This is a genomic window from Roseateles sp. P4_D2 (genome assembly GCF_056401875.1).
Genome location: NZ_JBFUIM010000003.1, coordinates 304,932 through 318,822, shown reverse-complemented (window position 1 = coordinate 318,822; position 13,891 = coordinate 304,932). Strand labels below are relative to the sequence as shown.

At 67.1% G+C, this 13,891-nt stretch carries 14 protein-coding genes; 9 read left to right on the top strand and 5 right to left on the bottom strand.

Annotation, left to right across the window (positions count from 1 at the left end; translation table 11 throughout):
- The first annotated feature begins 80 nt into the window (after window positions 1–80).
- From rpsU to AC1DW0_RS07195, 5 genes are all read left to right on the top strand, one after another.
- Window positions 81–293: a 30S ribosomal protein S21 gene (gene rpsU, locus AC1DW0_RS07215; RefSeq protein ID WP_056196873.1), complete on the top strand. Its 213-nt coding sequence runs from the start codon at window positions 81–83 to the stop codon at window positions 291–293.
- 106 nt (window positions 294–399) lie between these two features.
- Entirely contained in the window at window positions 400–846 is a 447-nt protein-coding gene (locus AC1DW0_RS07210) for a GatB/YqeY domain-containing protein (RefSeq protein WP_457354113.1), read from the top strand.
- Between the two features lie 9 nt (window positions 847–855).
- Entirely contained in the window at window positions 856–1,200 is a 345-nt protein-coding gene (locus AC1DW0_RS07205; protein WP_457354115.1) for a protein tyrosine phosphatase family protein, read from the top strand.
- 99 nt (window positions 1,201–1,299) lie between these two features.
- A complete protein-coding gene (locus AC1DW0_RS07200) occupies window positions 1,300–1,908 on the top strand; it encodes a TRAP transporter small permease subunit (protein ID WP_056196861.1) in 609 nt (202 codons plus the stop codon).
- Window positions 1,908–3,467, top strand: a complete 1,560-nt coding sequence (locus AC1DW0_RS07195) for a TRAP transporter large permease (protein WP_457354121.1) — start codon at window positions 1,908–1,910, stop codon at window positions 3,465–3,467. The genes AC1DW0_RS07200 and AC1DW0_RS07195 overlap by 1 nt, the downstream gene beginning before the upstream one ends.
- Before the next feature lie 77 nt (window positions 3,468–3,544).
- Here AC1DW0_RS07195 and AC1DW0_RS07190 read toward each other — a convergent pair whose 3' ends face one another.
- Window positions 3,545–4,627: a TRAP transporter substrate-binding protein gene (locus AC1DW0_RS07190; protein ID WP_056196858.1), complete on the bottom strand. Its 1,083-nt coding sequence runs from the start codon at window positions 4,625–4,627 to the stop codon at window positions 3,545–3,547.
- Between the two features lie 118 nt (window positions 4,628–4,745).
- A complete protein-coding gene (pmbA, locus tag AC1DW0_RS07185; RefSeq protein WP_477945261.1) occupies window positions 4,746–6,113 on the bottom strand; it encodes a metalloprotease PmbA in 1,368 nt (455 codons plus the stop codon).
- Here pmbA and yjgA point away from each other — a divergent pair.
- Complete coding sequence (gene yjgA / locus AC1DW0_RS07180; RefSeq protein ID WP_477945260.1) at window positions 6,063–6,734, top strand: ribosome biogenesis factor YjgA; 672 nt, start codon at window positions 6,063–6,065, stop codon at window positions 6,732–6,734. The two genes, pmbA and yjgA, sit on opposite strands and share 51 nt — an antisense overlap.
- Window positions 6,727–7,293, top strand: a complete 567-nt coding sequence (gene mog / locus AC1DW0_RS07175; protein WP_457442225.1) for a molybdopterin adenylyltransferase — start codon at window positions 6,727–6,729, stop codon at window positions 7,291–7,293. Before yjgA ends, mog begins: the two co-directional genes overlap by 8 nt.
- Here the strand turns inward: mog and AC1DW0_RS07170 are convergent.
- From AC1DW0_RS07170 to AC1DW0_RS07160, 3 genes are all read right to left on the bottom strand, one after another.
- Window positions 7,290–10,520 (bottom strand): ligand-binding sensor domain-containing protein, encoded by a 3,231-nt coding sequence (locus AC1DW0_RS07170; protein WP_477945259.1) that lies wholly within the window; start codon window positions 10,518–10,520, stop codon window positions 7,290–7,292. The genes mog and AC1DW0_RS07170 overlap by 4 nt on opposite strands.
- A 160-nt stretch (window positions 10,521–10,680) precedes the next feature.
- A complete protein-coding gene (gene cysE / locus AC1DW0_RS07165) occupies window positions 10,681–11,457 on the bottom strand; it encodes a serine O-acetyltransferase (RefSeq protein ID WP_056196844.1) in 777 nt (258 codons plus the stop codon).
- Window positions 11,458–11,497: 40 nt separating this feature from the next.
- A complete protein-coding gene (locus AC1DW0_RS07160) occupies window positions 11,498–12,235 on the bottom strand; it encodes an RNA methyltransferase (protein ID WP_082532618.1) in 738 nt (245 codons plus the stop codon).
- A gap of 108 nt (window positions 12,236–12,343) precedes the next feature.
- Between AC1DW0_RS07160 and AC1DW0_RS07155 the strand changes: the two genes are divergently transcribed.
- Both AC1DW0_RS07155 and AC1DW0_RS07150 read left to right on the top strand, forming a co-directional pair.
- Complete coding sequence (locus tag AC1DW0_RS07155) at window positions 12,344–13,273, top strand: inositol monophosphatase family protein (protein ID WP_457390064.1); 930 nt, start codon at window positions 12,344–12,346, stop codon at window positions 13,271–13,273.
- A 226-nt stretch (window positions 13,274–13,499) separates the two neighbouring features.
- Window positions 13,500–13,814 (top strand): energy transducer TonB, encoded by a 315-nt coding sequence (locus AC1DW0_RS07150; RefSeq protein WP_056196838.1) that lies wholly within the window; start codon window positions 13,500–13,502, stop codon window positions 13,812–13,814.
- Window positions 13,815–13,891 lie beyond the last annotated feature (77 nt).

Genomic DNA, 13,891 nt, shown 5'->3' with positions numbered 1-13,891 from the left:
AGAAGACTCAAGAGAAGCAGTAATCCGGAACCTGCTGCTGATCCCAGCCGCGAACACCGAGCGCAATCTGAAGGAAATAAATGACCACCATCCGCGTCAAGGAAAACGAGCCGTTCGACGTCGCCCTGCGTCGCTTCAAGCGCACCATCGAAAAGCTGGGTCTGCTGACCGAACTTCGCGCCCGCGAGTTCTACGAGAAGCCCACTGCCGAGCGCAAGCGCAAGAAGGCAGCCGCCGTCAAGCGCCATTACAAGCGTGTGCGCAGCATGCAGCTGCCCAAGAAGCTGTTCTGATCGGCTGACGCGACCCGGAGCCTGTTTCCATAACAGCTCCGGTTGACACCAAAACCCGCCACAGGACGCTGTCGCGGGTTTTTGTTTTTTTCATACCCTCTACGCCATGAGCCTCAAAGACCGCATCACCGAAGACATGAAGGCCGCGATGCGCGCCAAGGAAGCCGATCGTCTGTTGACCATCCGTGGCCTGCTGGCCGCCGTGAAGCAGAAGGAAGTGGACGAGCGCGTCGTTGTGGACGACACGGCCCTGGTGGCCATCGTCGACAAGCTGATCAAGCAGCGCAAGGACTCGATCAGTCAGTTCGCCGCCGCCGGCCGCGACGACCTCGTTGCCAAGGAAACCGCCGAGCTGGCGGTGCTGCAGGCTTATCTGCCTGAGCGCCTGTCGGCCGAGGCTGTGGCTGAGAAGGTCGGAGCCATCGTGGCTGAGCTGGGCGCGAGCGGCCCGGGCGACATGGGCAAGGTCATGGCGGCTGCCAAGGCCGCACTCGCCGACGTGGCAGAGATGAGTGCAGTGTCGGCCGCGGTCAAGGCCGCGCTGGCCAAGTAAGGAGCCGCCATGAGCCTGCCGATGCAAGCCATCGCCCCCGACATCTGCGCCGCCCCTCAGCTGACGCCCGAAGCCATGGCCGAAGCGGCGGCGATGGGCTTCAAGAGCGTCGTCAACAACCGGCCCGATTTCGAGCACGGCCCCGACCAGCCGACCTCGGCAGCCATTCAAGCTGCCGCTGAAGCTGCAGGCCTGGCGTATCGCCATCTGCCGGTGGCCGGCGGCTACCAGTCGCCCGAGGAGATTGCGGCCTTCGCCGATCTGCTGGCCGAACTACCGCGGCCGCTGCTGGTCTTCTGCCGCTCCGGTGCCCGATCGACCCGCCTGTTCATGCAGGCCCAGCAACTGGGCTGAACCCCCTCGGGGCTTACCCTGAACGACGGCTGAAAGAAGCCGACGCCCCCCAAGCGGTCGCTACATTGGCGGCCGCTTCGCTTTTCTCCTGCCCAGCCCATGAACGCCCTGCTCTCCCTTGCGCGGCGCATCGACAGCCTGAACGACCGCTTCGGCAAGATTGCCGCCTGGGCCGTGCTGCTGTCCTGCTTCATCAGCGCCGCCAACGCCGTCGTCCGCTACGGGCTGGACTACAGCTCCAACTCCTTCCTCGAGATCCAGTGGTATCTGTTCGCCACCTGCGTCATGCTGGGCGCGGCTCAGGTGCTCCGACTCAACGAGCATGTGCGTGTGGACCTGGTCTACAGCCGGCTGACCGGCCACGGCAAGGTCTATGTCGACCTGTTCGGCCTCGTCGTCTTCCTGATGCCGGTCATCTGCTACATGGCCTGGCTGTCCTGGGGCCTGTTCGTCGTCAAGCTCAGCACCGGCATGAGCGCCAGTGACTCGGTCGCCAGCCTCGGCCTCATGGGCTATGTCACCAAGCTGCTGACCTCGGGCGAGGTGTCGAGCAATGCCGGCGGCCTGATCCGCTGGCCGGCCGTGCTGGTGCTGCCCCTGGGCTTCGCGCTCGTTGCGCTGCAGGGCGTGGCCGAAATCATCAAGCGCGTGGCCTGGCTCGCGCACAAGTTCGACATGGACATCCACTACGAGAGGCCCCTGCAATGATCTCGATGGAGAGCTTCCCGCCGCTGATGTTCGCGGGGCTGATCGTGATCATGCTGATCGGCTTCCCCGTCGCGTTCTCGCTGGCAGCACTCGGCCTGGCCTGCGGTTTCTTCGCGGTGAGCCAGGGCTGGTTCCCGCCGGAGTTCATGAGCGCGCTGCCGCAGAACGTCTTCGGCATCCTGTCCAACGACCTGCTGCTGGCCATTCCCTTCTTCACGCTGATGGGCTCGCTGCTGGAAAAATGCGGCCTCGCGGAGGACATGCTCGACTCCATGGGCCAGCTGTTCGGCCCGGTGCGCGGCGGCCTGGGCTATTCGGTCATCATCGTCGGCTTCATCCTGGGTGCCATCACCGGCACCGTCGCGGGCCAGGTCATCGCGATGGCGATGATCTCGCTGCCGGTCATGATGCGCTACGGCTACAACATGCGCTACGCGACCGGCGTGCTGGCCGCGTCGGGCACGATCACGCAGCTGGTGCCGCCGTCGCTGGTACTGGTCGTGCTGGCGGACCAACTCGGCCGCTCCGTGGGCGACATGTACAAGGGCGCCTGGGGCCCGTCCATCCTGCAGGTGCTGATCTTTGCGCTCTACACCTTCGTGCTGAGCCGTGTGAAGCCGGACCACGTACCCGGTGTTCCCAAGGAAGCGCGCACGCTGCAAGGCTGGGCACTGTGGAAGAAGTGTTTGCGCGGCATCGTGCCGTCGGCCGTGCTGATCTTCGCCGTGCTCGGCTCCATGGGCGGCCTGCCGGGCATCAACACAGCCATCTGCACGCCGACCGAGGCCGGCGCTATGGGTGCGGTCGGCGCCTTCATCCTGGCCGGCCTGCACAAGCGGCTGAACTGGCCGCTGATCAAGGAGACCATGCTCGGCACGATGCGCATCACCGCCATGGTGGTCTTCATCCTGATCGGCTCGCGCACCTTCTCGCTGGTGTTCCAGGGTGTCGAGGGCGGGCGCTGGATCGAGCACATGCTGAGCGACCTGCCAGGCGGCCAGATCGGCTTCCTGATCGTCGTCAACCTGTTCATCTTCTTCCTGGCCTTCTTCCTCGACTTCTTCGAGATCGCCTTCATCATCCTGCCGCTGCTCGGGCCGGTGGCCGAGAAGATGGGCATCGACCTCGTCTGGTTCGGCGTCATGCTGTGCGTGAACATGCAGACCAGCTTCATGCACCCGCCGTTCGGCTTTGCGCTGTTCTATCTGCGCGGCATCTCGGACACGCTGTTCAAGAACGGCTCGATCCCGAAGAAGGTGCTGTCCAGCGACATCTACATGGGCTCCATCCCCTGGGTGTTCATGCAGCTCATCCTCGTCGCCATCGTCATCTTCTTCCCGCAGACCGTGACCGTCTTTCTCGACAAGGAGAAGGCGGTGGACCTGAACCAGGCGTCGGAGCTGTTGCAGCAGATGGGCGGCCACGACAAGCCCGCTGACATGAGCTCGGACGATGCGAGCAAGCTGTTCGCCCCTGAACCAGCGGCGTCAGGTGCCAGCGCGCCCGCGGATGACGGCGACGCCGTGCGGCGTGCCCTGGAGGACGCGGCGAAGAAGTAGGCACTCCGGGAGGCACTCCGAGCCGCCAACGAAAAAGCCCCGCATCGCGGGGCTTTGCTTTTGCTGCGGCGCGAGGCTTACAGCTTCTGCGCCTGCATGAAGTCGTCAAAGCCGGCTTCCGAGAAGCGGAACCACAGGTTCTGGTCGCGACGGAAGTTGGAAAAATCCTCGTAGACCTTCTTCCAGTTCGGGTTCTTGGCCGACAGCTCGGCGTAGATGCCCATGGATTCCTTGAACGCGGCGTCCATCACGTCCTTGGGGAAGCGGAACAGCTTGGTGCCCGAGCCCACCAACTGCTTCAGCGCGCCGGGGTTCTTGGCGTCGTACTTGGCCTGCATGTCGATATGCGCCATGGCAGACGCTGCTTCGACCACGGCCTTGTATTCGGCCGACAAACCCTCGTACGCCTTGGTGTTGATAAAGAAATCGAGCTGCGGGCCGCCTTCCCACCAGCCGGGGTAGTAGTAGTTGGGCGCGACCTTGTTGAAGCCCAGCTTCTGGTCGTCATAGGGGCCGACCCACTCGGCCGCATCGATCGTTCCCTTCTCCAGCGCCGAGTAGATCTCGCCACCGGCGATCTGCTGCGGCACGGCGCCCATGCGCTCCATCACGCGGCCAGCGAAGCCGCCGATGCGGATCTTCAGGCCCTTGATGTCGGCGACGCTCTTGATCTCCTTGCGATACCAGCCGCCCATCTGCGCGCCGGTATTGCCGCCGAGGAAGTTGATGATGTTGTAGTTGCGATAGAACTCGCGCATCAGCTTCAGGCCGTTGCCCTCCACCATCCAGGCCGTCATCTGGCGGCTGTTCAGGCCGAAGGGGATGGCGCAGCCCAGCGCGAAGGTCTCGTCCTTGCCGAAAAAGTAGTAGGGCGCCGTGTGCGCGATCTCGACGGTAGCGTTCTGCACCGCGTCAACCACCTGCAGCGCCGGCACGATCTCGCCGCCGGCATGCACGGAGATCTGGAACTTGCCGCCGGTCATCTCGGAGACCTTCTTCGCGAACACGTCTGCGGCGCCAAAGATGGTGTCCAGCGACTTCGGGAAGCTCGATGCGAGGCGCCAGCGCACCTGCGCTTGGGCATGCACGACGGCCGGGGCGGCACCTGCCGCCAGCACGCCAGCCAGGCCGGCGTGGCGCACGAAGGAACGACGTTCCATGGTCATTGAAGTCTCCTGTTTTCGGATTTGCGAAGAGAGAAAATTGCCGGCCGATTCTAGGAAGGCTGCACCGGCCTCCGGCCCGGATTTACCCCGGCGCTGACGCGCCAGATGCGCGTCAGTTGCCGGCGAGTTTCATGCCCGTGACGAGCACCGAACCGATGGTCTTGGTGCCCATCGTGTACTCGTCGGCGCCAATGCCGACGATGTTGTGCAGCATGTCCTTGAGGTTGCCGGCGATGGTGACCTCATGAACCGGGTAGGCGATCTCGCCGTTCTCGACCCAGTAGCCGCTGGCGCCCCGCGAATAGTCGCCGGTCACGTAGTTCACGCCCTGCCCCATCAGCTCGGTGACGAGCAGGCCGCGGCCGAGGCGGCGGATCATCGTCGGCAGGTCGTCGCCAGGCGCGGTGGCACGGCTCGTCATGCGCAGATTGTGTGAACCGCCGGCATGGCCTGTGGTCTTCATGCCCAGCTTGCGCGCCGAGTAGCTGGACAGGAAGTAGCCCTGCAGCACGCCGCCTTCCACGACCGAGCGCGCGCGCGTGACGACACCTTCGTCGTCGAAGGGCGAGCTGCCCTTGCCCTTCTTCACATGCGGGTCTTCGGAGATGTCGATATGCGGCGCCATGACCGGCTTGCCCAAGCTGTCGAGCAGGAAGGTGGTGCGGCGGTAGAGCGCACCGCCACTGGTCGCCTGCACCAGCGCACCGAGCAGGCCGATGGCCACCGTGCTCTCGAACAGCACCGGGATCTCGGCGGTCGCCACCTTGCGTGCCTTCAGCCGCGACAAAGCGCGCTCCGACGCGTAACGGCCCACCGCCTCGGGCGAGGCCAGATCTGCCGCGTCGCGCATGGAGCTGTACCAGGCGTCGCGCTGCATGCCCACGCCGCGGCCAGCGATGGGCGCAACCGACAGCGAATGCCGCGAGCTGGCATAGCCGCCCCGGAAGCCGCGCGTATTGCCCATCCAGAAATGCGACTGCTGGGCCGACACGGCCGCGCCTTCGCTGTTGGTGATGCGCTTGTCCACGGAAAGGGCAGCGGCCTCGCAGCGCAGCGCAATCTCGGCCGCTGCAGCGGCGTCGACGGCCCAGGGATGGAAGAGATCCAGCTCGGGCCGCTGGGTCGCATCCAACGCCAGGTCGGCCGCATCGGGCAGCCCGGCGAACTCGTCCTCGGCCGTGAAGCGGGCGATGTCGTAAGCCGCACGCACTGTGTCGCGGATAGCCTGTGGCGAGAAGTCCGACGTGCTGGCATTGCCGCGGCGCTGGCCGAGGTAGACCGAGATGCCGAGCGACTTGTCACGGTTGCGCTCGACGTTCTCCAATTGGCCCAGGCGCGCCGATACCGACAGGCCGCAGCCCTCAGACACTTCTGCACCGGCATCGGTCGCGCCGATCTTTTTCGCTTCGCCGAGCGCATCCTCGATCCATTGCTGGAACTGCTCGGGACTGTAGGCAAAACCGTTCTGGGGCTGAGGCATGAAAGCAAAGCGCCGGGCGATGCCGGCGCCGGTGTCAATGGGGTGGGGGACAATGATAAGACTCCGCCCTCCCCCCGCACCGCGATGCACGATCCCAACCCTGAATTCGAAGACGACGACGACTTCGACGGCCCAAGCAAGAGCCAGCTCAAGCGCGACATGACCGCGCTGCAGAAGCTCGGCGAAGAATTGCTCGTCTTGCCCGAGAGCCGTTGGGAGCCGCTGGCGCTGCCCGAAATCCTTTACGACGCGCTGCGCCACGCCAAGAAGATCACCAATTTCGAGGGCAAGCGCCGACAGATCCAGTACATCGGCAAGCTGATGCGCAAGATCGATCCCGAGCCGATCCGGGAAGCGGTGGCCGCTTTCAAGCTCGGCCATGCGCAGGACAGCCTGAAGCTGCATCAGTCCGAGCGCTGGCGCGAACGCCTGCTGGCCAGCGACGACGCGCTGCAGGAGTTCCTCGCCGAGCACGCCGACGTCGACATCCAGCAACTGCGCAGCCTCGTGCGCGCGGCACGCAAGGACGCGGCCAACGAGCCGGAGAAACGCAGCGGCCGCGCCTTCCGCGAGCTGTTCCAGTTCATCAAGGCTTCCGAAGCCGCGGCCGAAGATGAGTGAGCAGGTCCGCATCGGTGTCGTGTCCATCAGCGACCGGGCATCAGCCGGTGTCTACGAAGACAAGGGCCTGCCTGCCCTCAAGGACTGGCTGACGGGCGCGCTGCACAACCCCATCGAGTTCGTGTCCCGCCTGATTCCTGACGAGCAGGCCGACATCTCGGCGGCGTTGACCGAGCTGGTCGACACCGAGCGCTGCGACCTCGTGCTGACGACCGGCGGCACCGGCCCCGCACCGCGTGACGTCACGCCCGAGGCGACGCTGGCCGTGGCTGACCGCGTGATGCCGGGCTTTGGCGAGCAGATGCGCCAGATCTCGCTGCATTTCGTGCCCACGGCCATCCTGTCGCGCCAGGTCGCCGTCATCCGCGGCAAGAGTCTGATCATCAACCTGCCCGGCCAGCCCAAGGCCATCGCCGAAACTCTGGCTGGCCACGAGAAGGCCAGCGGCATCTTCGCCGCCGTACCCTATTGCATCGACCTGATCGGCGGGCCCTACATCGAGACCCGCGACGAGGTCTGCAAGGCTTTCAGACCCAAGAGCGCACAACGCCCCGTCTAGCCTTCGACCGTTCCTGGCTCGGCCAGCGCCGCAGCCACGTCATCCAGGCTGCGATTGCTGCTGAGGCCGAACCCGCCCACGACGCGCTGACCGGTGGCGCCGCGCCCCTTGGCGGTGTGCACACCAACCCAGGCATTGCGGCCGGCGCGCTTGGCGGCATAGAGCCCCAGGTCGGCCAGGTTGACGACCTGCTGCCAGCTGCGTGCCTGTGGCCGCTCCGGCTCGAAGGGCACGCAGGCAAAGCCGACGGAACAGCTGACATCGAGGCGGCCGCCGTCGTCGAGCTCAAACGGCGTGGCGGCGATGACGGCGCGCATGCGCTCGGCCAGCTCCTCAGCGCGCAGGCGATCGGTGTCGCGCGCCACGGCCAGGAATTCCTCGCCACCCCAGCGCACCAGGTAATCGGACTCGCGCATCACCGAACGCAGCCGGGCGCCGAACTGCACCAGCACCGCGTCGCCCGCGGCATGACCGTGCCGGTCGTTGATGCGCTTGAAGGCATCGATGTCGAGCAGCAGGAAGACGTTGTCCGTATCCAGCGGCTGCCCCCCGGCGGCAAGCGTCTCCTGTGATCGGCGCAGGCTGGCTGCCAGGTCCTGCTCGATGTGGTCACTCAGGAAGCGGCGGTTGTGCAGGCCCGTCAGCGGGTCGGTCACGCTGCTCAACTGAAGCTGCTCTGATTTCTCTTGCAAAGCGTGGTGCATCGCCCGCAACTCGACCGTGCGCTCGCGCACCTTGTGCTCCAGCTCGAGCTGACGGTGGCGCAGCAGCCGCGTGCGCCCGGCCACCGCCGCGAGCACGAGCAGGCATAGCGCAAACACCAGGGCAGCGCGGAACCACCAGGTCTGGTGCCAGGCAGGCCTCACCGTCACCGCCAGGGCCAGTTCGCGCTCGCCCCATTGGCCGTCGCGGTTGGAGGCGCGCAGGCGCAGCCGGTAGTCACCCGGTGGCAGGTTGGTATAGGCGGCCACCCGGCGCGCCGCGTCGGCCGCCATCCAGCTGGCATCGAAGCCTTCGAGCTTGTAGGCATAGCGATTGCGTTCCGGCGCCGAGAAGTCGGTGGACGCGAACTCCACGGCCAGGCTGTTGCCGTCGGCCGGCACGTCCAGCAGCGCCGTACCACCCGGGGGCAGCGCCACAGAGCGCCCGCCGATCTGCACGTCCGCCACCAGCACGTCGGGCCGGTAGGTCCAGGCCTGCAGCTTCTCGGGCAGCACCACGGTCATGCCGCCGGCACCGCCGAACAGCAGCTCGCCGCGCTCGGTGCGCGCCGCGGACCCGGTCCAGTAAGTCGGGAAGACGACGCCCTCGGCCCGGCGCAGCGCGCGCGCCGTCATGCGGGCGGGGTCGATGCGCGCCAGGCCGTTGTCGGTGCTGGCCCAGACCTGGCCCTGCAGGTCCGGCAGCAGCGCGTTGACAGTGCCGTCCGGCAGGCCCTGGGCAACGCCCACGCGCAGGATGGCTTCACCCTGGCCCGGCGCAGGCAGCACATCGATGCCGCCGCCATAGCTGCCCACCCAGAGCCGGCCTTCGGCATCCAGCATCAGCGCCGTGACGAAGCCGGCCGACAGGCCGCGCGCCAGCGTCGGGCCGGCCGGGTATTGCACGACACCACCGCTCAGGGGATCGACCCGATTGAGGCCGTTGCGCGTTCCGACCCACAGCTCACCCGCCGCGCCGCGGGCCAGCACCATGATGCGCTGGTCGGTCAAGCCCGGTGCCGGGAGGGTGACGGGCGCGGCGCTGCCGCTGGCAATGTCCAACCGCCACAGGCCGTCGAACTGGCCGCCTATCCACAGCGTGCCGCCATCGACCAGCAGGGCCCAGGTGGATGCGGCAGGGTTGCGGCCCGCCAGGCTCACGCGACGCAAATGGCGCCCATTCGCATCGCAGCGATAAAGACCGCGCTTGGTGGCGATGAAGACGCTGCCATCCGCCACGCGCGCCATGCCCAGCACGATGTCGGGCGGCAGCGCGGCCTCGGGCCGGCTCGCGTCGGGCCGCAGTGCACCGGCGCGGGCACCGGTGGCGTCGAGGATGTCGATGCCGCTCTTGTGCGTGGCCAGCCACAGGCGGCCCTCGGGCATCGGCAGGATCCAGCTGATCTCGGCGCTGATGAAACGGGAGTCAAGTGCATCGCCAACCTCGGCGCTGGCGCCCAGGCGGGTCAGCACCCCGCCCTGGCGGGGGTCGTGGCGACTCAGGCCGCGGTTCGATGCAGCCCAGATCAGCCCGGACCGGTCGCGGTAGAGGGTGCGCAGCGCGTTGTCCGCCAGGCTGACCGGCCAGGCCGGCACGTGGCGGATGCGCCGGCTGTCGCGCCGCTCGACGTCGACGGCCACGACACCCTGCCCCAGGGTCGCCACCCACATCTCCCCCGGCTGTGTCTCGAGCAGGCTGGTGATCTGGCTGTTGCCCAGCAGGTCCTCGTTCGCGGCGACGCCGGCCTCCCGCATTTCGACGGCTGGCGCCTCGCCGTTGTCGGCGAGCACGAAGACGCCATCGTGCTTGCCGCCGGCCCAGATGCGCCCGGCGCTGTCCTGGGCCAGGGCCTGGGGCTGGACGACGCGGCCCACCGCCAGTGGCACGGCCTGCAGCGGCGCGCCCGCGGCCGCGCGGCGGAACAGGCCCGCGGCGCTACCGATCCAGAGCTGGCCGCGGCGATCAAGCAGCAGGGTCCAGACCTGGGTGCCGGCACCGGCCGCCCAGCCGCCCACGGTGCTGGCACGCTCGATGCGCCCGCTGTCGGGATCCAGGTGGTCCAGGCCGCCGTCGGTCACGACCCACAGCCCACCCGCGCCGTCGTCGGCAATCTGCCGCACGCTGACATGGCTCAGGCCCGCGGCGCCACCGACCGGGATGGCGACGAAACGGTCCGTCGTCGGGTCATGCCGAAGCAGCCCTGCCGCGCTCGTGCCCACCCAGAGCCGCCCCTTGGCATCGCCATGCAAGGACTGCACATAGTTGTCCGGCAGGGCGCCGGGGCGCTGCGCATCGGCCTTGTAGACCTTGAAGTGGTAGCCGTCCCAGCGCGCCAGACCGCCGAGCGTGCCCACCCACAGAAAACCCTGGCCATCTTCGGCCACGGCCGTCGCGATGGCGTTGGGCAAGCCCTGCTCCTGGCTGAGATGCTGGAAGCTGATGTCGGCGAGGCTGGACCAGCGCTTGGGCGCCGGTGCCGCAGTTGCCTCAGCCAGGCAGAGGGCCATGACCAGGCACAGCGCCATGCGCCAGCCAGTGGAAAGCCGCAGTCGTAACTCGCGCAGGAACACAGCAGGCCGACACAGGGCGGGCCATCGCGGCCCGGAACCGGCGATTCTCATTCACGCCGGGCCGGCCGGCGGCAAAGACGTAGCCGGCTGACGGTCTATTTCGCCGGCGCGGCCGCTACTTGACCAGCCGGTTCATCTGCGCCGCATCGAAGGCCTCGTCGCGCTGGGCGTCATCGGGCACGCAGTCACCGATCGGCCGGCCGGCCTGGGTCGACAGCTTGCAGACCGCGCTCCAAAGCAGCGCGATCTGGTGCTCGTGGCCCGAGGCGCTGTCGATGAGGCCGCGCATGGCCATCGCGACCGGGTCGTCACCCTGGGTCACGCCATAGGCCGAGAAACCCATCTTGGCGGCCGCCTCCTCGCGGGCCTGTTCGCTGGCGGCCTCGATGATGCGCGCCGGGTTGCCCACGGCTGTCGCACCTGCCGGCACCGGCTTGGTGACGACGGCACCTGAGCCGATGCGCGCACCGGCGCCGACCGTGAAGCCGCCCAGCACGCTGGCATTGGCGCCGACGATGACGCCCGGGCCCAGGGTCGGATGGCGTTTGGCGCCTTTCACGAGCGAGGTGCCGCCGAGCGTGACGCCCTGGTAGATGGTGCAGCCCTCGCCGATCTCGGCCATCTCGCCAATGACGATGCCCATGCCATGGTCGATGAAGACCTTGCGGCCGATGCGCGCGCCGGGGTGGATCTCGATGCCCGTCAGAAAGCGGCTCCAGTGCGAGACCCAGCGCGCCAGCCACTTGAAGCCACGCTGCCAGAACCAGTGAGCACGGCGGTGGAACATCAGCGCATGCAGGCCCGGGTAACAGGTCAGCACCTCCCACGCCGACCGGGCGGCCGGGTCGCGTTCGAGGATCAGGGCGATGTCTTCGCGCAGGCGCTGGAACATGGTGCAGCCAGGGGAGAAAGGCAGGCCAGTTTAGGTGGGGCTACTTTGAGCCTGCTGGCACTACGGTCTTCTGCATCTGTCGCGCAATGCCGCGCAGGATGTGGATTTCCTCGTTCGTGAGCCCGGCGCGGTTGAAGAGCTGGTTCAGGCGGGGCATCAGCTTCTTGGGCGCCGCGGGGTCGAGGTAGTCGATGTGCACCAGCGCTGCCTGTAGATGATCCAGCAGGCCCTGCACGGCACGCGCGTCGGCCAGTTGCGGGTCAGGCGTGCGCGCCTGCACGCCGAAGCCGCCGAGGGCCTGGCGCAGGTCGTAGGCCAGCAACTGCACGGCCTGGGCAAGGTTGAGCGAGCCGTAGTCCGGATGGGTCGGGATGCTCAGCACCGCATGACAGCGGTAGACGTCCTCGTTGCTCATGCCGTAGCGCTCGGAGCCGAACACCAGCGCCAGGCGGGGCGCGGCCTCACGCGCGGCCAGCTCGCCGAACAGTGCACGTGGCTCACGCGTCGGCGGGCCAAAGTCGCGCGGCGTCATCGCGGTGGCGCAGGCGAAGTCCACGTCGTCCAGCGCCTCGGCCAGCGTGGGCACGACGCGGGCGCGTGCCAGGATGTCGGCCGCGCCGCTGGCCATGGCCACCGCCTCTTCGTGGCAGAGCACGTCGGCAAAGCGCGGCGCCACCAGCACCAGGTCCTGGAAACCCATCACCTTCATCGCCCGCGCCGTCGCGCCGACGTTGCCGGCGTGGCTGGTGTTGATGAGAACGAAGCGTGTGGATTCCACGGGTTTGTACGGAGGCTGCGGCTAGAATCGCGCGATTATCCGGGCCGCCTCCATGGGTCCCGCCGCTCTTTCCTCCCGTCAGCCCCTTCTTCCCAGCGAGTGCCACGCATGCTGCAAACGTCTCACCATCCCATGCTCAATGTCGCCATCAAGGCGGCGCGTGCGGCTGGCGCCATCATCAACCGCGCCTCGCTGGACCTCGAAGCTCTGCGCATCAACACCAAGAGCCCGAACGACTTCGTCACCGAGGTCGACCACGCCGCAGAAGGGGTGATCATCGAGACGCTGCTGGGCGCCTACCCGGACCACGGCATCCTCGCCGAAGAGTCGGGCCGCACCCACGGCGCTAAGCATTCCGAGTTCGTCTGGATCATCGATCCGCTGGACGGCACCACCAACTTCATCCACGGCCTGCCGATGTACTGCGTGTCCATCGCGCTGGCGCATCGCGGCGTCGTGCAGCAGGCCGTCGTCTACGACCCGACCCGCAACGACCTCTTCTACGCCAGCAAGGGCCGCGGCGCCTTCTGCAACGACCGCCGCCTGCGCGTGTCCAAGCGCACCCGCATGAGCGACGCGCTGATCGGCACCGGCTTCCCCTTCCGCCGTGGCGACAATTTCAAGCGCTACGTGAAGATGTTCGAAGAGGTCATGCAGCACTGCGCCGGCCTGCGCCGCCCAGGTGCCGCGGCGCTGGACCTCTGCTACGTCGCAGCCGGCTATTACGACGCCTTCTTCGAGACCGGCCTGCAGCCCTGGGACGTGGCGGCGGGCTCGCTCATCATCACGGAAGCCGGTGGCCTGATCGGCAACTTCACGGGCGAGGCCGACTTCCTGCACCAGCGTGAAGTGGTGGCCGGCAACCCCAAGATCTACGCGCAGCTGGTGACGATGCTGGCGCCCTACACCCGCGTCATCAAGGAAGAAGAGGCCGCAGCGCCCACGCTCAATGGTGATGCAGCGCCTGCGCCGGCCGAGCCGAAGAAGCGTGGCGCCGTGCGTATCAAGAAGGATGAAAGCGGCGACGCAGCACCCTGATCAGCGCCACCAGTCCCCTTCGAAGCCCTCCTCGCGAGGGCTTTGTCATTTCCTGGCCGTGAAGGAGTTGGCGACAGCGGTGACCAAGGGCTAACCCGGTCATGCGTGCGTGACTTCTGCACGGCCGCACCCCTTACCCGTGGGGGGCGGACTCGCCAGAATGCGTGCTGCAACGCGGCCAGAGCCGCTCTGTTCCCCCAATCAAACCGCCCGAAAGACGCTACTGATGTTTGCCCGCTCCGCTGTCGCTCTCGCCCTCGTCGCCGCTGCCTCCCTGGCCCACGCCGATGCCAAGGTTCTGAAGAAGGTCGCTCCCGAGTACCCCAATGAGGCCGTCAAGAAGAACATCAGCGCCGGCAGCGTGCGCGCCAAGATGACCATTGCCGGCGACGGCAAGGTCTCGGATGTCGCCATCGTCGAAGCCGAACCCAAGCGCGTGTTCGACCGTGCCGCCACCGAAGCCCTGAGCCAGTGGAAGTTCGAAGGCACCGGCGCCGCCCAGACCCACGAAGTCAAGTTGGTGTTCAAGTCGGAAGATTAATTAGACGCTTCGCTAGCCAAGCGCTTCGCTGAATCAACAAGGCCCGCGTTGCGGGCCTTGCTCTTTATGGGTGTTTC

Coding starts and splice junctions, on each gene's coding strand:
- rpsU (WP_056196873.1), top strand. CDS start 81: ATGACCACCATCCGCGTCAAGGAAAACGAGCCGTTCGACGTCGCCCTG.
- AC1DW0_RS07210 (WP_457354113.1), top strand. CDS start 400: ATGAGCCTCAAAGACCGCATCACCGAAGACATGAAGGCCGCGATGCGC.
- AC1DW0_RS07205 (WP_457354115.1), top strand. CDS start 856: ATGAGCCTGCCGATGCAAGCCATCGCCCCCGACATCTGCGCCGCCCCT.
- AC1DW0_RS07200 (WP_056196861.1), top strand. CDS start 1,300: ATGAACGCCCTGCTCTCCCTTGCGCGGCGCATCGACAGCCTGAACGAC.
- AC1DW0_RS07190 (WP_056196858.1), bottom strand. CDS start 4,627: ATGGAACGTCGTTCCTTCGTGCGCCACGCCGGCCTGGCTGGCGTGCTG.
- pmbA (WP_477945261.1), bottom strand. CDS start 6,113: ATGCCTCAGCCCCAGAACGGTTTTGCCTACAGTCCCGAGCAGTTCCAG.
- mog (WP_457442225.1), top strand. CDS start 6,727: ATGAGTGAGCAGGTCCGCATCGGTGTCGTGTCCATCAGCGACCGGGCA.
- AC1DW0_RS07170 (WP_477945259.1), bottom strand. CDS start 10,520: ATGGCGCTGTGCCTGGTCATGGCCCTCTGCCTGGCTGAGGCAACTGCG.
- cysE (WP_056196844.1), bottom strand. CDS start 11,457: ATGTTCCAGCGCCTGCGCGAAGACATCGCCCTGATCCTCGAACGCGAC.
- AC1DW0_RS07155 (WP_457390064.1), top strand. CDS start 12,344: ATGCTGCAAACGTCTCACCATCCCATGCTCAATGTCGCCATCAAGGCG.
- AC1DW0_RS07150 (WP_056196838.1), top strand. CDS start 13,500: ATGTTTGCCCGCTCCGCTGTCGCTCTCGCCCTCGTCGCCGCTGCCTCC.